Source organism: Pseudomonas abyssi, from assembly GCF_003444685.1.
GTDB classification, from domain to species: domain Bacteria; phylum Pseudomonadota; class Gammaproteobacteria; order Pseudomonadales; family Pseudomonadaceae; genus Halopseudomonas; species Halopseudomonas abyssi.
The window spans coordinates 417,606-435,794 of sequence record NZ_LMAZ01000001.1; the positions used below are offsets into that span (position 1 = coordinate 417,606).

Genomic DNA, 18,189 nt, shown 5'->3' on the forward strand with positions numbered 1-18,189 from the left:
CGAAAATGAATATTTTTACTCGTTACACTCCTGTTGCTTTTTTTGCTGCTACAGCGGTTTTTGCATCGGGGCAGCTCTGGGCTGAAGATGTTGAAGTTTATTACTCTGAAGTATTGTCAGACGACTCGGTTAATAAAAATATCGCTAACGTCATGATTATGCTGGATAACTCTGGCTCGATGCGTAACTGTGAGCAAGGTACCGGGGCTAACTGGTGTACAGGGAGCGACTGGCGTGAGCGCAGGATCAATCTATTGCATGATGCGATGGAGACCATTCTGGATGAAGTAGATGAGAACGTAAGAATAGGCTTGGGGCGGTTCAATAACTCCAGTAATGGCGGCTATGTCATGGTGCCGGTAATGCCGGTGACTGAGAAAACGCGCCCCTATTTTGATGCTGCGCTTAACTCGATCAACCCTAATCGAAATATTCAGTCCCCTTCTGGGAGCGCTGCAGATCGGATGCCAAATACCGGTACGCCAACTTCCCGTGGTTATGAGGAGATGGCGGACTATATGCTTGGTCGTGCCAGTAGTAATTCGTACTCTTCTTCAAATAACCAGTTTTGTATTAAGGATGAGTACGAGGAGCAGTGTACGACGGAGTACGAGTACTCAGGAGGGGTTCCTGTCAGCTATTGTGATGTAAGCCATCCATCCTGCACTGTCACCTATGGAGACTGGACAGCTTTGCCTGTATCGGCCAGTTGTAACGAGTCTAATGCTGACGTTTGCCGGGTCATCGAGCTTGGGTGGTCCAGCGGACGATGCCCCTCAGGCGCTGTGCGCTGCGAACAGCGGTGGGGGTTGTTTAGCGGGTGGCGACACAATTTGTCCCAGTTTCAAGAGCGGACAGGAAGCTACATGCAAGGGTCGGTTATAAATGAGGTCACCTATTGTGAAATGGTGCCGACCGGCGACTGCGAGGAGTCTGTGCAAATTACCTCGGGCTCTAGTTATGACTCCCCAATTGTGCAGGCTAACCAGTGTGAGTCAAATCACATTATCCTGTTTACTGATGGTGCTCCCTCTGGCGATAGTCCCAACAATGTGGAGCTGGTTTCCTGCTCGAACGGTTCTTACGATTGTCAGGTTCGCATTGCCCGCCACCTGAATAGGGACAATAACGCGGCTGGGCGTGAGATTAAAACGCATAACATCGGCTTGTACATGGGGGAGAACACTCTTGCAAATATGCGGAGTGTATCGTCAGCAGGTGGCGGAAGCACTTACAACTCCGACAATGCCGATAGCCTGCTGTTAGCTTTTCAGTCAACCCTTGATTTGATTGCCGACGAAGCCAGTACGATGGTTTCGCCGGGTGTGGCGGTGAATCAAAGTCAGCGTTTTCAGCATCTTGACGAAATGTACTTTTCGTTGTTCAAGCCCCTGCAGAATAGTTTTTGGAACGGTAACCTCAAGCGTTATCGGGTCGGAATACAAGGCGGGGAGGCGACCTTTTATGACGCCGCTGGCAGCAACGCGATGAGCGGCAGTGATTTTTCTGCTTCGGCTCGTAGTTGGTGGAGTCGTTCGGTCGACGGGGCGGACATCATGCTGGGCGGTGCTCGTGATCGGCTGCAGACGTCCTCGCGCCGGCTTTACTACACAGCCGCTCCTGGCGGTAGCCTGCGTCAGTTTGATCTGAATGACTTTACGAATGCGCAGCTATTGCTACCTCCAGAAGCGACCGATGCCGTGCGCACCAACGTGGCCAATGAGCTGCTTAACATGTGGGGAGATCCGCTGCACAGTCGGCCGCTGATGGTAAATTATGGTGGCACCGGAAGTGGTGAAAACTTTGTTGAAGACAATATCGTCTTCGTCTCTACCAACGCCGGTATGTTGCACGCAATCGATACGAGCAATGGTGACGAGAAATTTGCCTTCATGCCGTACGAGTTTATATCGAAGGCGTCCAGTTACACAGTTAACCGCTTACCATTAGCTGGAGGAAACAAACGCCAAACCTACGGCCTAGATGGCAGCTGGTCTGTACTTCGGGTGCCTGGCGCAACGATTCAGGATGCCCCAGAGAAGGTCATGATCTACGGCGGGATGCGCCGCGGCGGGAATAGCTATTTTGCGTTGGATGTCACCAATGTCACTAGCCCGGAACTGGCCTGGCAAATTAGCGGCAGCACTGGTGACTTTGTTGACATGGGGCAGACTTGGTCTACGCCTAAGGTTGCTCTCTTTCCCGGTCGCGTGCCGGTGGTAATCTTTGGGGGCGGCTATAGCCCAGCAGATCATGACGACCATAAAGAACGTCGCTCTCAGGATGAAAAGGGTAATGCGATTTATGTGGTTAATGCTCTGACGGGCGAGCTGGTCTGGTCTGCGGGCAGTCGGAATGCGAATGTTCAAGAAACAGTGCCTGAAATGACGCACTCAATACCGGGAAGTATCGCGGTGGTTGATGTTGATGCTGACGGTGTAGTGGATCATTTGTATTTTGCCGACCTTGGCGGTCAGCTGTTCCGTGCTGACATTGATGGCTCGGCGTCGGCCAACCACAAGGTTGAGCTATTGGCGCAACTGGGTGGCACCGGTGAGAATCATCGTCGCTTCTACGAGCAGCCGACGGTCTCCTACGTGCGTGAGGGCAATAAGTCTATCTACTACGTATCACTGGCGTCGGGGTATCGTAGTCACCCCTTGGATGTTGATACGCAAGATGCGCTCTTTGTGCTGCGTGACCAGGTGCCGTTTGGTGGTGCGGAGCAAACGGTTGCAACACTGACAGACTTTACCAACGTGTCGACCGGAGCTGAGCCGGATACAACCAAGCGTGGTTGGTACATGCCGCTTAACAAGGCTGAAGGTGAGAAGTCGCTGTCATCGCCCGCAGTCTTTAACTACGAGGTATTGTTCACTACTTACTCTCCTCGTAGTGCCGCGGATGATGAGAGTGATCCATGCTCGGTCAGCTATGGTCAGTCTTATCTGCATCGCGTTGACCTGCTGACTGGGGAGGGTGAGCGTTCTACTCTGCTGCAGCCTGGTCTCCCGCCGGGTGTTACTGTTCTGTTTGGCGAGAATAACGAAACCGCGATTGTCGTTGGGACCGAGACTGTCTCAGCTGACTCGCCCGATGACGATGACGATGACGATGACGAGCCGAACGTGCGTTCGTTGCGCCAAGGGCGCTGGATGCAGTTGACGCCAGATGGTGCTGGGGCTATCAAACAGCCTTGAGGCTAAGGCGAGAAGGGGATTAAATGGTTACGAGTAAAGCGATAAGAGTCCCGCGTAGTGCCGGTTTTACGATAGTCGAGGTGATGATTGTAGTAGCGATTGTGGGGATTCTCGCCGCAATCGCTTATCCCTCTTATCAAGAGCACATCCGCAACACGCGAGAGGCGGAGGCTAAGGGTTTGATAATGGAGTACGCCAGCGAGTTGGAGGCATTCAGGGCTAAAAACTTTGAATACCCTGCTGACGATGCTGCGGCTAGGAGGTTCGCTCCTGACGGTCTATATGGCGGTGATTTTTATACGCCTGTGTACAGTCGTGATAGTCCTCATGCCTTTACGATCACCGCGGCTCCTAAAGGTATTATGACGGGTGAGCAGACGCTTGAGTTTGAGACCGTAAATGGTGGGCCGCAGTGGGCTGACTGAGGGGCTCTTATTTTTGCTCCAGCAACACCCCGGACTCCATATGGTGGGTATAGGGGAATTGATCGAACAAGGCGCACCGCACTACGCGGTGCGTTTTTGTTAGGGTCTGCAGGTTGTCTGCCAGGGTCTCCGGGTTGCAGGAGATGTAGAGAATGCGCCGGTAGTCTTTGACCAGGTCCAGCGTGGCGGGATCGAGGCCGGCGCGCGGCGGATCGACGAATACGGTGCCGAACTCAAAGCCGCTCAGATCGATGCCCTGTAAGCGGCGGAAGGGGCGCACACCGGTCAGTGCCTGGGTAACTTCTTCGCTGGCCAGGCGTACCAGGGTGACATTGTCGACGTTGTTCAGGCGCAGGTTTTCCTGTGCGGCGCGTACTGAGCTCTTGGCCAGCTCGGTAGCCATAACCCGGCGGAAAGCGGTAGATAGCGGTAGCGTGAAGTTGCCGTTGCCGCAGTACAGCTCCAGCAGGTCGTCGCTGTTGCTGCCGGTGGCATCCAGCGCCCAGCTCAGCATATGCTGGTTAACGCCGCCGTTGGGTTGGGTAAACCCGCCTTCAATCTGCTGGTAGTGCCATTGGCGGCCAGCCACATCCAGCACTTCCACTACGTGATCTGTCTGCAGAACACGCTTCTGACCGCGGCTGCGGCCGATCAGTTGTACCCCGAGTTGGGCTGCAAGCGTGCGGGCGGGGCCATCCCAGGCGTCGTCCAGTGGGCGGTGGTAGCACAGGGTGATCAGTGCTTGGCCGGATAGTGTTGTCAGAAACTCGACCTGGAACAGCTTGCGGCCCAGAATGGGATCGGCCTTGCAGGCGTCCAGCAGGGGCATCATCAGTGCATTGATCTGGCGGCTGGCGATGGGCAGTTGGGTGATCAGGATCGGCTTGCGTTTGTCGCCCTGCTCAAACATTGCGTAGTGCGGCTCGCCATTCTCGTACCAAAGACGAAACTCGGCGCGCAGGCGAAAGTGTTCGCGCGCGGACTCGAATACCTCGGGGGCAGGAGCGTCAAAGGGGGCAAGCAACTGCTCAAGACGTTCGCGCTTGGCGGCCAGTTGGGTGTCGTACTGCTCGGGTTGGAATGCGGTACTCATTAGCTGAACAGCGCCAGTTTGATGACGAACAGGGCAGCCAGGATGTACAGGCTGGGGTTGAGTTCACGCCAGCGGCCCGCCAGCAGCTTGATCACCGTCCAGCTGATAAAGCCAAGCGCGATACCATTGGCGATCGAGAAGGTCAGCGGCATTGCCAAAGCGGTCACGACGACGGGAGCCGCTTCTGTCAGGTCGTCCCAGTTGATCTGTACCAGGCCGTGGGTCATCAGTACTGCAACGAACAACAGTGCGGGTGCCGTCGCATAGCCGGGTACGGCCGTGGCCAGTGGCGAGAAGAACATGCTGAGCAGAAAGAGCAAAGCGACCACGCAAGCGGTCAAGCCGGTACGGCCGCCGGCGCTGATGCCGGCGGTGGACTCGATATAGCTGGTGGTGGTTGAGGTGCCTAGGGCGGCGCCGGCCATGGTGGCGGTGCTGTCGGCCATCAGGGCCCGGCCCAGACGCGGCATCTTGCCGTCGGCTTCGACCAGGTTGGCCTTCTGTGCCACGCCGATCAGGGTGCCGGAAGTGTCGAACAGGTCGACGAACAGGAATGCAAATACGACGCTTAGCAGGCCGACTTCCAGCGCTCCCTTGATATCCAGTTCCAGAAAGGTGGGCTTGAGACTGGGGGGCGTCGACACCAGGCCGTCAAGGTGGCTCAGGCCAAGCAGGAAGCTGGCGGCGGTGACCAGCAGAATGCCGATCATCACGGCGCCGGTCACCTTGCGGTAGGACAGAGCCACGATGACGGCGAAGCCGGCTGCCGCCAGCAACGGCTCTGGCTGCCCAAGGTCGCCCATGGTGACCAGTGTGACCGGGTGATCAACCACCAGTCCTGCGCTCTTGAGTGCGATCAGTGCGAGGAATAGCCCGATACCTGCCGCGATGGCGGAGCGCAGCGGCAGCGGGATGCTGTCGATAATCCACTCGCGAATGCGGAACAGACTAAGCAGAAAGAATAAAAAGCCGGACAGGAATACGGCGCCTAGGGCAACTTGCCAGCTGTAGCCCATGGAACCGACCACGGTGTAGCTGAAGAACGCGTTCAGCCCCATGCCGGGCGCCAGTGCGATGGGGTAGTTGGCCCACAGGCCCATGACCAGTGAGCCGATTGCTGCTGCCAGGCAGGTGGCGACAAAGGCAGCGCCCGGATCGATCCCTGCGTCTGCCATCATCATCGGGTTGACGAAGATGATGTAGGCCATGGTCAGGAAGGTGGTAACGCCAGCGAGCACCTCTGTGCGTACGTTGCTGCCGTGTTCGTGCAGTTTGAACAGTTTTTCCAACATGGGTGTGGCGTTCCAGGCTGAGGGCGAAAAGCCGCCAAGTGTAGCGGATTCGCCGCTGCGGGTGAATTTTTGCCGACAATGTGTCAGTCTTGTCGGCCATTTTTCTAGCGGAGTGCCGCCACCATGAGCAATACAATTGATACCGACGAGAAGCGCGTCAGCTACGGCATTGGCCGCCAGATGGGCGATCAGCTGCTGGCCAGCAATATTCCTGATCTGGATCTGGAACTGGTTGCCGCCGGCCTTAAGGACGCGTTTGGTCAGCAGGCGAGCCAGGTGCCGGAAGCTGACCTGCAGGCTGCCTTCCAGGTGCTGCAGGGGAAAATGCAGGCTGCGGCCGAGGCTGCTGCAAAAGAGGCGGCGCAGGCTGGTGTCGATTTCCTGGCTGAGAACGCCAAGCGCGATGGCGTTGTGACTCTGCCTTCTGGTTTGCAGTACGAAGTGGTTACCGCGGGTACCGGCGCTACCCCTGAAGCCAGTTCCACGGTACAGACTCATTACGAGGGCACGCTGATTTCCGGTGAGGTGTTCGACAGCTCCTACAAGCGTGGTCAGCCGGCAGAGTTTCCGGTTGGTGGCGTGATCGCAGGTTGGACCGAGGCGCTGCAATTGATGCAAGAAGGTGCCAAATGGCGCCTGTTTATCCCCTCGGAGCTGGCCTACGGCGCTCGCGGAGCGGGCAACAGCATTCCGCCGCACAGTGCACTGGTGTTCGATATCGAGCTGCTGAAAGTGCTCTGATGCTGAATGGCAGGACCAAAAAAGGCACGCATTGCGTGCCTTTTTTGTCTCAAGAAGCGTTGGCTCCCGGTCTGTTGTTGGCCAGCGTGCTGGCTGCGGGTGCGATTGCGCCGCTGCTCCAGTTTCAGAAGCTACGCTTGACCGCAAAGCGTGCCAGTTGCTCCAGCGCGTCGCGGTATTCAGACGCCGGCAGAGTGTCCAGCAGAGCGATGGCGCGATCAGCATGCTGCTGGGCAAGGCGGGCGGTGTAGTCCAGCGCGCCAGAGGCGGTTACGGCTTCGCGGATGGGGGTCATGTCATCGGTGCCGCCTTTCTGGATCGCCTGGCGAACCAGCGCTGCCTGCGCCTCAGTGCCGTGGCGCATGGTGTAGATCAGCGGTAGCGTAGGTTTGCCTTCGGCCAGGTCATCGCCAACGTTCTTGCCCATCTCGGCCGCGTCACCGCTGTAATCAAGCAGGTCGTCCATCAGCTGGAAGGCAATGCCGAGCGCGTCGCCAAACTCGCGCAGCGCCTCAATTTGATCGGCCTTGGCTCCGGCCAGCACGGCGGCGCTGTGGCTTGCCGCTTCAAACAGCATGGCCGTTTTGCTGCGGATGACTTCCATGTAGGTGGCTTCGTCGGTGTTGGCGTCGCGCACCTTGGACAGTTGCAGGACTTCACCTTCGGCGATGACGTTGGTCGCGTTCGCCAGAATTTGCATGACTTCCATATTGCCCAATGCAACCATCATCTCGAAGGCGCGGGAATAGAGAAAGTCGCCCACCAGCACGCTGGGCGCATTACCCCAGAGTGCGTTGGCGGTGGAGCGGCCACGGCGCAGGTCGGAGGTGTCGACCACGTCGTCGTGCAGCAGAGTCGCTGTGTGCAGGAATTCGATGATGGCTGCGAGTGTGTGTTGCTCGCTGCTGTCTGCACCGCAGGCGCGTGCGCTGAGCAGCACCACCAGTGGGCGCAGGCGTTTGCCGCCCGCGCTGATGATGTAATGGCCGATCTTCTCCACAAGCGGGACCCGGGAATGCAATTGATCCAGGATCAGCTGGTTGACCGCAGCGAAGTCTCCGGCGACCGGCTCATAGAAAGGCAGCGTGCTCATTGAATGCAGAATTCCAGAAAAGGTTCCGCGGCATGCTAGGTTGCGGGCTGCGGGCTGTCAAGAAAGGCCGGTTGTCGCAGTGTTTCAAGGCTTGCTTAATGGCAGGCGGTTGAGTAAAATCCGCGCCCTGAGATAAAAAGCATCCCTGTTTTGACAATGGCAAGGTTGAACTCGATAGGCGAGCTCACTTGCAGCCATGCCAGCCAATAACCATTAGATAAAGCGCTGGGTGAGCAGGATTACGGAGAAAGCAACATGTACGCAGTCATTGTTACCGGCGGCAAGCAATACAAGGTCGCTGAAGGCGAGTTCCTGAAAGTAGAGAAACTGGACGTTGAGACTGGCGCCAGCATCGAGTTCGACAAGGTGTTGCTGGTAGGCAACGGTGACGACATCAAGATCGGTGCGCCGGTTGTTGAAGGTGCCAAAGTGACTGCCGAAGTCAGTGCGCACGGTCGTGGCGATAAAGTTCGCATCATCAAGTTCCGTCGTCGCAAGCACCACATGAAGCGTCAGGGCCACCGTCAGTGGTACACCGAAATCAAGATCACCGGCATCTCTGCCTAAGCTGATTCAGGAGAGTAAAGACTCATGGCACACAAAAAAGCAGGCGGTTCCACACGTAACGGTCGCGATTCAGAATCCAAACGACTTGGTGTGAAAATCTACGGCGGCCAAGCCATTATTCCGGGCAACATCATTGTCCGTCAGCGTGGCACCGAATTCCACGCCGGCAAGAACGTCGGTATGGGCAAGGATCACACTCTGTTCGCCAAGGCGGAAGGTGTGGTCAAGTTTGAAGTCAAAGGTAAATTCAATCGCCGTTACGTCAGTGTCGTAACTGCCTGATTGGCCTGAGATTGCAAAAAGCCCTGTCTTGCGACGGGGCTTTTTTGTTTGTAGCGTATTCTTTCCATTAGCCCGTCCCTTTCGGGAAGGGGAGCAGAATGAAATTTGTTGATGAGGTAGCCATCACGGTCAAGGCTGGCGATGGTGGTAACGGCTGCATGAGCTTCCGGCGTGAGAAGTTCATCCCCAAAGGCGGCCCTGACGGCGGTGATGGTGGTGATGGTGGGTCCATCTTTCTGGAGGCCGACGTCAATCTGAATACGTTGGTTGATTATCGCTACACGCGTCGCTTTAACGCCAAGCGCGGCGAAAATGGCCGTGGTAGTGATTGTACTGGCGCCAAGGGCGAAGACATGGTCCTGACGGTGCCGGTGGGTACGACGGTGATCGATGCGGGCACCCAGGAGATCATTGGTGATCTAACTGAGCCGGGTCAGCGCTTGCTGGTTGCGCAGGGCGGTTTTCATGGTTTGGGCAACACGCGCTTCAAGTCCAGCGTGAACCGCGCGCCGCGCCAGACTACCCAGGGTTCGCTGGGGGATCTGCGTGATCTCAAGCTGGAGCTGAAGGTGTTGGCTGATGTCGGCTTGCTGGGGCTGCCCAATGCCGGCAAGAGTACCTTTATTCGTTCTGTTTCCGCGGCCAAGCCCAAGGTGGCTGATTATCCCTTCACGACCATGGTTCCCAATCTGGGTGTGGTGGATGTGGGTCAGCTGCGCAGCTTCGTGATTGCTGACATTCCGGGTGTTATCGCCGGCGCTGCCGATGGTGCGGGTCTGGGGACGCGCTTTCTCAAGCACTTGTCACGCACGCGTTTGCTGTTGCACCTGGTCGATATGGCGCCGCTGGATCAGTCTGATCCTGTTGAGGCGGTTGAAACCATCCTGCACGAGCTGGGCAAGTTCAGCCCCTCGCTGACCCTGCGTGAGCGCTGGCTGGTGCTGAACAAGTGCGACCAGCTGCTCGAAGACGAGCAGCAGGCGATTCTGGATGATGTTGTCGAGCGTCTGGAGTGGGAAGGTCCGGTATATGTCATCTCTGCATCTGAGCGCCAGGGTACCGCTGAGCTGGCCAAGGACGTAATGAATTGGCTGGATGAGCGTGAGCATCGACTGATCGAGGATGAAGAGTACGCCGAGGCGATGGCGGAGCTTGATCAGCGCATTGAAGATGAGGCTCGGGCGCATATCCAGGAGCTGGATGATCGGCGTGCTCTGCGTAAGCAGGGTATCGGTGCTGATGATCTGGATGATGACGACGATGAGGATGATGAAGACGGGCCTGAGATTATCTACGTCCGTTGAGTGAGCGCCGTGGCGGCCGCCGCAGTCGCCACGGGTGGGCTTTGACAATCTGTTGATGGAATCAGCATGCGTGAAAAGGTAACCGGGGCCCGTCGCTGGGTGGTGAAGATTGGTAGTGCGCTGCTCACTGGTGACGGTCGTGGCCTCGATCAGGCGGCCATGGCGGTATGGGTTGAGCAGTTGGCGGCCTTGCGTGCCTCCGGTGCTCAGGTGGTGCTGGTGTCCTCAGGGGCGGTCGCGGCTGGGATGAGTCGCCTGGGCTGGAGTGAGCGGCCTAAGACGACCCATGACTTGCAGGCGGCGGCTGCTATCGGTCAGATGGGGTTGGTGCAGGCTTGGGAGTCCAGCTTCCAGCGTCATGGGTTGTCGACTGCGCAGGTGTTGCTGACCCATGATGACCTGTCTGATCGCAAGCGCTACCTGAATGCCCGCAGCACGCTGCGCGCCCTGCTGGATCTGGGGGTTATCCCGGTTATCAACGAAAACGATACTGTCATCACTGACGAGATTCGTTTTGGTGATAACGATACCCTGGGTGCCCTGGTGACCAATCTGGTTGAGGCTGATCTGCTGGTCATCCTGACTGATCGCGATGGCTTGTTCACCGCCGATCCGCGCAGCAACCCAAATGCCGAGCTGGTGTCCTCTGCCATGGCAGACGACCCTGAGCTGGACGCGATGGCTGGTGGCAGTGCGGGTGCGCTGGGGCGCGGGGGGATGGCTACCAAGCTCCGTGCTGCGCGGCTGGCGGCGCGTTCCGGCGCAGCCACGGTGATTGTGGGTGGTCGGCTGGAGCGAGTGATTGATCGGCTGCACGCGGGCGAGTCGCTGGGTACGCTATTGCTGTCCGAAAAGGGCATGCTGGTGGCGCGCAAGCAGTGGCTGGCGGGGCATCTGCAGACCCGTGGTCGCCTATTGCTGGATGCGGGCGCTGTCAGGGCGCTGCGGTCGGGCAAGAGCAGTTTGCTGCCCGTAGGTGTTGTGGGGGTTGAGGGTGGTTTTCGGCGCGGCGAGATGGTTGTCTGTGTCGGGCCGGACGGGCGCGAGGTTGCCCGAGGGCTGGCCAATTACGCTGCGCAGGATGCGGCGCGTATTGCTGGCAAGTCGACCGATGAGATTGCCGGTATTCTGGGTTATATCGACGACCCGGAGATGGTGCACAAGGACAATCTGGTCCTGGTGTAAGTAGTTTGGTCGGGCGTGCCGCGGCGAGCCCGGCCTGGTTGTTCTGACTGGCCCGGTTTGCGGGCGCAAAAAAACCGGCCTTGGCCGGTTTTTTTTGTTCAGCAAGAACTGCGAATCAGGCGGCTTCAGCCATGGCCTTGATGTGCGCGTTCAGGCGGCTCTTGTGGCGAGCAGCCTTGTTCTTGTTGATGATGCCCTTGTCAGCCATGCGGTCGATGACCGGAACAGCAGCGGTGTAGGCTGCTTTGGCTTTGTCGAGGTCCTTGGTATCAATCGCCTTGACGACGTTTTTGATGTAGGTGCGGACCATGGAGCGCAGGCTTGCATTGTGGTTGCGGCGCTTCTCGGCCTGCTTGGCGCGTTTCTTGGCTTGAGGTGAGTTGGCCACCGTCTTGCTCCTCAGAAAATCTGGATGAATTAGGTACAAATAAGGCCGCGTACTATGCCGCCGGTCTTATCGAATGTCAAGCCTGTCAACGCGGGCTTGAACGGCTCAGTTGACCAGTGGTCACAGTGGCCGAGGTGGCGGCATTTTACACCCAAGCTGCCTGACAATGGCAGCGGTGCGCCGCTATTATGGCGCTTTTATTTCGGTGTGATACTTCATGTCCCAATCTGCTGCACCTGAACCTGCTACTCCCAAGGCGCCCAGCCTGCTCAGATCCGGCATGGTGGTAAGTGTCATGACCCTGTTGTCGCGGGTACTGGGCATGGTCCGGGACATTGTCGTGGCGGCCTATTTTGGCTCGCAATCCGAGGCCGACGCGTTTTTTATTGCCTTCAAGATTCCGAACTTTCTGCGTCGCCTGTTTGCTGAGGGGGCTTTTGCGCAGGCGTTTGTGCCGGTGCTGTCGGAGTACCGTACCAAGTTCACGCTGGCAGAAGTGCGCCAGTTGGTGGACAGGGTGACCGGCACCCTGGGTTTGACGCTGGCCGGGATCACCGCGCTTGGTGTGGCTGGGGCGCCGGTGCTGATTACGCTGTTTGCGCCCGGCTTTTATGATGATGCGGCCAAGCTGGCGTTGGCGACGGATATGCTGCGCATTACCTTCCCCTACCTGTTCCTGATTTCGCTGACCGCGCTCTGCGGGTCGATTTTGAACAGTTACGGCCGCTTTGCCGTGCCGGCTTTTACTCCGGTGCTGCTGAATGTCTGCATGATCGGTGCGACCCTGTGTCTGACGCCTTATTTCGACCAGCCGATCATGGCGCTGGCTTGGGGGGTGTTTATTGCCGGGGTGGCGCAGCTGCTGTTCCAGCTGCCGTTTCTTGCGCAGATCAAGTTGCTGCCGGTGCCAAGGCCCAACCGCAAGGACCCGGGCGTCAAGCGCATCATGACGCTGATGATTCCGGCGCTCTTTGGTGTGTCGGTCAGTCAGATCAATCTGTTGCTGGACACAGTGCTGGCCTCCTTTCTGCAAACGGGCAGCATCTCCTGGCTGTATTACGCTGATCGCCTGTCCGAACTGCCTTTGGGCGCCTTTGGTATCGCCATTGGCACGGTCATCCTGCCTGCCTTGTCTCGCCAGCATGCCGGTGAAGATCTGAAGGCCTTCGGGCGCACGCTGGACTGGGCGGTGCGCATGGTACTGCTGGTTGGGGTGCCGGCTGCGCTGGCGTTGTTGCTGCTGGCAGAGCCGTTGATTGCTACCTTGTTTCACTACGGCGCCATGACCGATGCGGACGTGGGGCAGGCCGCAGCAGCGCTTCGGGCCTACGCTGTGGGGGTTATGACCTTCATGCTGATCAAGGTGCTGGCGCCCGGTTACTTTGCACGCCAGGACACCAAAACGCCGGTGCGCATCGCGATTATCTGTATGGTCGCCAACATGGGGCTGAACCTGCTGCTGATCTGGCCGCTGCAGCACGTGGGGCTGGCGCTGGCGACCTCGCTGTCGGCGCTGCTTAATGCAGGTCTGCTCTGGTGGGGGCTGCGCCGTGATGGTGTTTACCACGCGCAGCCAGGCTGGTTGCGCTTTGCGCTGCGGTTGCTGGTCGCGACGTTGGCTATGGCGGCGCTACTGGTCTGGCTGGTCCCGCCAACGGCGGACTGGCTGGTCTGGGGCTGGCAGCGCAAGGCCTGGGAGATGACGCTGCTGGTCACTGGCGGCATGCTGATCTATCTGGTGGTGCTGTTTGCCCTTGGTCTGCGTCTGCGTGAGCTGAGGGCAGGGCAGGGCTGAACGGCATGACGGGCGGCCCTGCAAGTCTGTATACTGCTGCGTTTCGATTGATCCACCTTTGACGAGCAATATGGAACTGGTCCGCGGTTTACATAACCTGCGGCCCCGGCACCGGGGCTGCGTCGCCACCATCGGCAATTTCGACGGCGTGCATGTCGGACATCAGGCCATTCTGGCGCGTCTGCGTGCGCACTCCGAGCGCTTGGGGCTGCCCGGCTGCGTGGTGATTTTCGAGCCTCAGCCACGGGAATTCTTTGCGCCCGATGCGGCGCCACCGCGCCTGACACGCTTGCGCGAGAAGCTTGCGCTGCTGCAGCAGCACGGCGTTGATCGGGTGCTCTGCCTGGCATTTAACCGCCGGTTGCGCGAGCTGAGCGCCGAGCAGTTTGTTCAGCAGGTGCTGATCGAGGGCTTGGGCGTGCGCCATCTGGAAGTGGGTGACGATTTCCGCTTTGGCTGTGATCGTTCCGGCGACTTTGCCTTCCTGCAGGATAGCGGCGCCAAACACGGCTTTACCGTCGAGGCGGCCAATACCGTGGCGGAGAATGGCGAGCGCATCAGCAGCACGCGTTTGCGCCAGGTGCTGGCCGAGGGCGATTTTATTCTCGCCTCGTTGTTGCTGGGCCGGCCGTTCAGCATTACCGGACGGGTGGTCTATGGCCAGCAGTTGGGGCGTACCCTGGGTGCGCCGACCGCCAATGTGCAGCTCAAACGCGTCAACCCCCCGCTGCACGGAGTGTATCGTGTCAGTGCCGAGGTCGATGGCGTGGTGCGCAAGGGCGTAGCCAACATTGGCAAGCGTCCGTCGGTCAGTGGTGACGGCAAGGCGCACCTGGAAGTGCATCTGTTTGACTTTTCCGGCGACCTCTACGGCCGTCGTCTGACTGTGGTATTTCACCAGAAACTGCGGGACGAGCAGCGTTTCGACTCGCTGGACGCATTGCAGGCGGCAATCAAGGCTGACTTTGCTGCCGCCAGAGCCCAATGGGGCCTGTGAATTTTTCGAGAGCCTGATAGAACATGACCGATTACAAAGCAACATTGAATCTGCCCGCCACGGATTTTCCGATGAAGGCTGGCCTGCCGAACCGTGAACCCGAGACGCTCAAGCGCCTGGACGGGTTGTATCAGCGGATTCGTGAGGTCAGCAAGGGGCGCCCGCAGTTCATCCTGCACGACGGCCCGCCCTACGCCAACGGCGTGATTCACATCGGTCATGCACTCAATAAAATCATCAAGGACATGATCACCCGCTCCAAGACACTATCGGGTTTTGATGCGCCTTATGTGCCGGGCTGGGACTGTCATGGCCTGCCGATCGAGCATAAGGTTGAAACCACCCACGGCAAGCATCTGCCTGCCGAGCAGGTGCGTGCGCTGTGCCGCGAATACGCGGGCGAGCAGGTTGCGCTGCAGAAGGCGGACTTTATTCGCCTGGGTGTGCTGGGTGACTGGGATAATCCCTACCTGACCATGAACTTCGCCAACGAGGCCGGTGAGATCCGCGCCTTGGGCCGCCTGGTTGAGCAAGGTGTGGTGTTCAAGGGCCTGAAGCCGGTCAACTGGTGTTTTGATTGTGGCTCGGCGCTGGCCGAGGCGGAAGTCGAATATCAGGACAAGACCTCTGAAGCCATCGATGTTGCCTTTGTGGCGGAAGATACCGACAAGCTCGCTGCCGCCTTCGGCCTGCCAGCGTTGAGCAAGCCCGCTGCCATCGTCATCTGGACCACCACTCCCTGGACCATCCCGGCCAACCAGGCGCTGAATGTCCATCCTGAGTTCAACTATGCGCTGGTCGATACCGGCGAGCGCCTGCTGGTGCTGGCCGAAGAGCTGGTTGAGAGCTGCCTGGAGCGCTACGGCCTTGAGGGGCAGGTGCTGGCAACCGCTGAAGGTGCTGCGCTTGAACTGATCCGTTTCCGTCATCCGCTGTACGAGCGCTTCTCGCCGGTCTATCTGGCCGAGTACGTTGAGCTGGACGCCGGTACGGGCGTGGTTCACTCGGCGCCGGCCTATGGCGAAGACGACTTCCGCACCTGCAAGCAGTACGGCATGAGCAATGACGATATTCTCAGCCCGGTACAAAGCAATGGCGTGTACGTGTCTGACCTGCCGTTCTTTGGTGGCCAGTTCATCTGGAAGGCCAATCCGGCCATTGTGGCCAAGCTGGAAGAAGTCGGCGCGCTGCTCAAACACAACCGCATTCAGCACAGCTACATGCACTGCTGGCGCCACAAGACGCCGCTGATCTACCGCGCCACTGCACAGTGGTTTGTCGGCATGGACGTAGCGGTTGATGGCGGCGCGACGCTGCGTGAGCGCGCCGTCAAGGCCATTGAAGAAACCGAGTTTGTCCCGGCGTGGGGCAAGCAGCGTCTGCACAACATGATTGCCGGTCGTCCGGACTGGTGTATCTCCCGCCAGCGTAACTGGGGGGTGCCGATCCCGTTCTTCCTGCATCGCGAGACGGGCGAGCTGCATCCGCGTACCGTTGAGCTGATCGAGCAGGTTGCGCAGCGGGTCGAGCAGCAGGGCATCGATGCCTGGTTCAATCTGGATGCCGCCGAGCTGCTGGGTGACGAGGCGCCGCTTTACGAGAAGACCAGCGATACGCTGGATGTGTGGTTTGACTCCGGGACGACTCACTGGCACGTCATGCGTGGCTCGCATCCCATGGGCCATGACGAAGGTCCGCGCGCCGATCTGTATCTGGAAGGCTCTGATCAGCACCGTGGCTGGTTCCACTCGTCGCTGCTGACCGGCGCTGCGATTGATGGACACGCTCCCTATCGCGGTCTGCTGACCCACGGCTTTACCGTGGATGAGAAAGGCCGCAAGATGTCCAAGTCGCTGGGCAACACCATTGCCCCGCAGAAGGTCAATGACACGCTGGGCGCCGACATTCTGCGTCTGTGGGTATCGTCGACCGACTACTCGGCCGAAATGGCCGTGTCTGACCAGATTCTGCAGCGCAGTGCCGATGCCTATCGTCGTATCCGCAATACCGCACGCTTCCTGCTGTCCAACCTGAACGGCTTTGACCCGGCGACCGATGCGCTGCCGGCCGAGCAGATGCTTGATCTGGACCGCTGGGCGGTGGATCGCGCGCGCCTGCTGCAGCAGGAAATCGTCGAGGCTTACGACACCTACCGGTTCTGGAACGTCTATCAGAAGATCCACAACTTCTGTGTGCAGGAGCTGGGCGGTTTTTACCTGGATATCATCAAGGACCGTCAGTACACCACGCAGACCAACAGCGTGGCGCGCCGCTCCTGCCAGACGGCGCTGTACCACATTGCCGAAGCGCTGGTGCGCTGGATTGCGCCGATTCTGAGCTTTACCGCCGAGGAGCTGTGGCAGTACCTGCCGGGCGAGCGCAATGAGTCGGTGATGCTCAATACCTGGTACGAGGAGTTGGCCGAGTTGCCGGAGGGGCAAGCCTTGGGCCGCGAGTTCTGGGCCGATGTGATGCGCGTGAAGGAAGCGGTCAATAAAGAGATCGAGAACCTGCGCAACGCCAAGACCCTGCGCGGTAACCTGGAGGCGGAAGTTACTCTGTACGTTGACCAGCCGCTGCAGGAACGCCTGGCTCAGCTTGGCGATGAGTTGCGCTTTGTGCTGATCACCTCCCAGGCTGCGCTGGCGCCGCTGGCGCAGGCCGATGAGCAGGCCGTGGTGACCGAGGTTGACGGCTTGAAGCTGCGGATCGTCAAATCGGCTGCGACCAAGTGTGCACGCTGCTGGCATCTGCGTGATGATGTTGGCAGCAACCCGGCGCATCCGGAGATCTGCGGTCGCTGCGTAGAAAACATCGAAGGTGCAGGCGAGGTGCGCAAGCATGCCTGATCTGCGTCGTGGCAGTCTGATCTGGCTCTGGTTGTCGGTTGCCGTCATCGCGCTGGATCAGGTGACCAAGTGGATCGCTGTGGACGCCCTGCAGCTGTATCAGCAGGTGCCGATCATTGATGGCCTGTTCAGTTTTACGCTGGCCTATAACACTGGTGCCGCATTCAGCTTTCTGGCTGACGCCAGCGGCTGGCAGCGCTGGCTGTTTGCCGGCATTGCTGTCGTCGTGAGCGTGGTGCTGTGCGTCTGGCTGGCGCGGCTGGATCGCGCGCGCAAGATGGAAGCGATTGCACTGGCGCTGATTCTTGGTGGCGCCTTGGGTAACCTCTATGACCGGGTTGTTCACGGCAAGGTGACCGACTTTATTTTGGTGCACTGGCAGCAAAGCTGGTTCTTCCCGGCGTTCAACATCGCCGACAGCGCGATTACCGTCGGTGCCGTGCTGCTGCTGCTCGACATGTTCTTTGGCCGCAAGCCTGAGTAATAATGCGCGCCCGCCCTTAGTGAGGCGGGCGCCGCCGTCCTGATGAGATTGATACCATGACAGAAAGCCGAATCGGTCACGACTCCGAGGTGACCCTGCACTTTACCCTCAAGCTGCCCAACGGTGACGTGGTCGATACGACGCTGGACAAGCAACCGGCGACCTTCAAGGTAGGGGATGGCAGCCTGCTGCCCGGATTTGAGCAGGTGCTGTTCGGACTCAAGGCAGGCGATGCTCGTAGCTTTGAGATTGACCCTGAGCGCGGCTTTGGCCCAGGCAATGAACAGAACATTCAGACTGTGCCCCGCGATCAGTTCAACGAAATGGAGCTGGAGCCGGGTTTGCTGGTGATCTTTACCGATGCCGCCGGTGGTGAGTTGCCGGGCGTGGTCAAGCAGGTGCATGATCAGGTGGTCGAGGTGGACTTCAATCATCCGCTGGCCGGCAAGGTCATTACCTTTGATGTCGAGATCGTCGACGTACGCTAGCGAGCA

The 18,189-nt window shown here is 58.8% G+C and carries 16 protein-coding genes; 12 read left to right on the forward strand and 4 right to left on the reverse strand.

Features of this window, described 5'->3' with window-relative positions:
• Positions 1-5: 5 nt before the first annotated feature.
• Positions 6-3,200: a PilC/PilY family type IV pilus protein gene (locus ASB58_RS02000; RefSeq protein ID WP_118129167.1), complete on the forward strand. Its 3,195-nt coding sequence runs from the start codon at positions 6-8 to the stop codon at positions 3,198-3,200.
• An 83-nt stretch (positions 3,201-3,283) separates the two neighbouring features.
• On the forward strand, positions 3,284-3,625 hold the full coding sequence (locus ASB58_RS02005) for a type IV pilin protein (protein WP_407920666.1): 342 nt from the start codon (positions 3,284-3,286) through the stop codon (positions 3,623-3,625).
• A 7-nt stretch (positions 3,626-3,632) separates the two neighbouring features.
• Here the strand turns inward: ASB58_RS02005 and trmA are convergent, their stop codons facing one another.
• Together trmA and ASB58_RS02015 are read right to left on the reverse strand one after the other, a co-directional pair.
• A complete protein-coding gene (trmA, locus tag ASB58_RS02010) occupies positions 3,633-4,718 on the reverse strand; it encodes a tRNA (uridine(54)-C5)-methyltransferase TrmA (protein WP_118129169.1) in 1,086 nt (361 codons plus the stop codon).
• Positions 4,718-6,010, reverse strand: coding sequence for an NCS2 family permease (locus tag ASB58_RS02015; protein WP_118129170.1), 1,293 nt, complete (start codon positions 6,008-6,010; stop codon positions 4,718-4,720). The genes trmA and ASB58_RS02015 overlap by 1 nt, the downstream gene beginning before the upstream one ends.
• 123 nt (positions 6,011-6,133) lie before the next feature.
• Here ASB58_RS02015 and ASB58_RS02020 point away from each other — a divergent pair, with 123 nt between their 5' ends.
• Positions 6,134-6,751 (forward strand): FKBP-type peptidyl-prolyl cis-trans isomerase, encoded by a 618-nt coding sequence (locus ASB58_RS02020; protein ID WP_096004025.1) that lies wholly within the window; start codon positions 6,134-6,136, stop codon positions 6,749-6,751.
• A gap of 124 nt (positions 6,752-6,875) precedes the next feature.
• Here ASB58_RS02020 and ispB read toward each other — a convergent pair whose 3' ends face one another.
• Entirely contained in the window at positions 6,876-7,844 is a 969-nt protein-coding gene (gene ispB, locus ASB58_RS02025) for an octaprenyl diphosphate synthase (RefSeq protein ID WP_118129171.1), read from the reverse strand.
• 255 nt (positions 7,845-8,099) lie between these two features.
• On the opposite strand from ispB, the gene rplU reads away from it, so the two are divergent.
• The 4 genes from rplU to proB all read left to right on the forward strand — a co-directional run bounded on the left by rplU (position 8,100) and on the right by proB (position 11,182).
• Positions 8,100-8,411 carry a 50S ribosomal protein L21 gene (gene rplU, locus ASB58_RS02030; RefSeq protein WP_096004027.1) on the forward strand — a complete coding sequence of 104 codons (312 nt, stop codon included), beginning with the start codon at positions 8,100-8,102 and terminating at the stop codon, positions 8,409-8,411.
• Positions 8,412-8,435: 24 nt separating this feature from the next.
• Positions 8,436-8,693, forward strand: a complete 258-nt coding sequence (rpmA, locus tag ASB58_RS02035; protein ID WP_083728244.1) for a 50S ribosomal protein L27 — start codon at positions 8,436-8,438, stop codon at positions 8,691-8,693.
• Positions 8,694-8,791: 98 nt separating this feature from the next.
• Complete coding sequence (gene cgtA / locus ASB58_RS02040) at positions 8,792-9,997, forward strand: Obg family GTPase CgtA (RefSeq protein WP_118129172.1); 1,206 nt, start codon at positions 8,792-8,794, stop codon at positions 9,995-9,997.
• Between the two features lie 66 nt (positions 9,998-10,063).
• A complete protein-coding gene (proB, locus tag ASB58_RS02045; RefSeq protein WP_118129173.1) occupies positions 10,064-11,182 on the forward strand; it encodes a glutamate 5-kinase in 1,119 nt (372 codons plus the stop codon).
• 115 nt (positions 11,183-11,297) lie between these two features.
• On the opposite strand, the gene rpsT is transcribed toward proB, so the two are convergent.
• Positions 11,298-11,570 (reverse strand): 30S ribosomal protein S20, encoded by a 273-nt coding sequence (rpsT, locus tag ASB58_RS02050; RefSeq protein WP_096004050.1) that lies wholly within the window; start codon positions 11,568-11,570, stop codon positions 11,298-11,300.
• 217 nt (positions 11,571-11,787) lie between these two features.
• On the opposite strand from rpsT, the gene murJ reads away from it, so the two are divergent.
• The 5 genes from murJ to fkpB all read left to right on the forward strand — a co-directional run bounded on the left by murJ (position 11,788) and on the right by fkpB (position 18,183).
• Positions 11,788-13,365 (forward strand): murein biosynthesis integral membrane protein MurJ, encoded by a 1,578-nt coding sequence (gene murJ, locus ASB58_RS02055; protein ID WP_118129174.1) that lies wholly within the window; start codon positions 11,788-11,790, stop codon positions 13,363-13,365.
• Positions 13,366-13,435: 70 nt separating this feature from the next.
• Positions 13,436-14,362: a bifunctional riboflavin kinase/FAD synthetase gene (ribF, locus tag ASB58_RS02060; RefSeq protein WP_096004052.1), complete on the forward strand. Its 927-nt coding sequence runs from the start codon at positions 13,436-13,438 to the stop codon at positions 14,360-14,362.
• A 23-nt stretch (positions 14,363-14,385) separates the two neighbouring features.
• On the forward strand, positions 14,386-17,211 hold the full coding sequence (ileS, locus tag ASB58_RS02065) for an isoleucine--tRNA ligase (RefSeq protein ID WP_118129175.1): 2,826 nt from the start codon (positions 14,386-14,388) through the stop codon (positions 17,209-17,211).
• Positions 17,204-17,695: a signal peptidase II gene (lspA, locus tag ASB58_RS02070; RefSeq protein ID WP_118129176.1), complete on the forward strand. Its 492-nt coding sequence runs from the start codon at positions 17,204-17,206 to the stop codon at positions 17,693-17,695. Before ileS ends, lspA begins: the two co-directional genes overlap by 8 nt.
• Before the next feature lie 56 nt (positions 17,696-17,751).
• Positions 17,752-18,183 carry an FKBP-type peptidyl-prolyl cis-trans isomerase gene (fkpB, locus tag ASB58_RS02075; RefSeq protein ID WP_083725318.1) on the forward strand — a complete coding sequence of 144 codons (432 nt, stop codon included), beginning with the start codon at positions 17,752-17,754 and terminating at the stop codon, positions 18,181-18,183.
• Positions 18,184-18,189 lie beyond the last annotated feature (6 nt).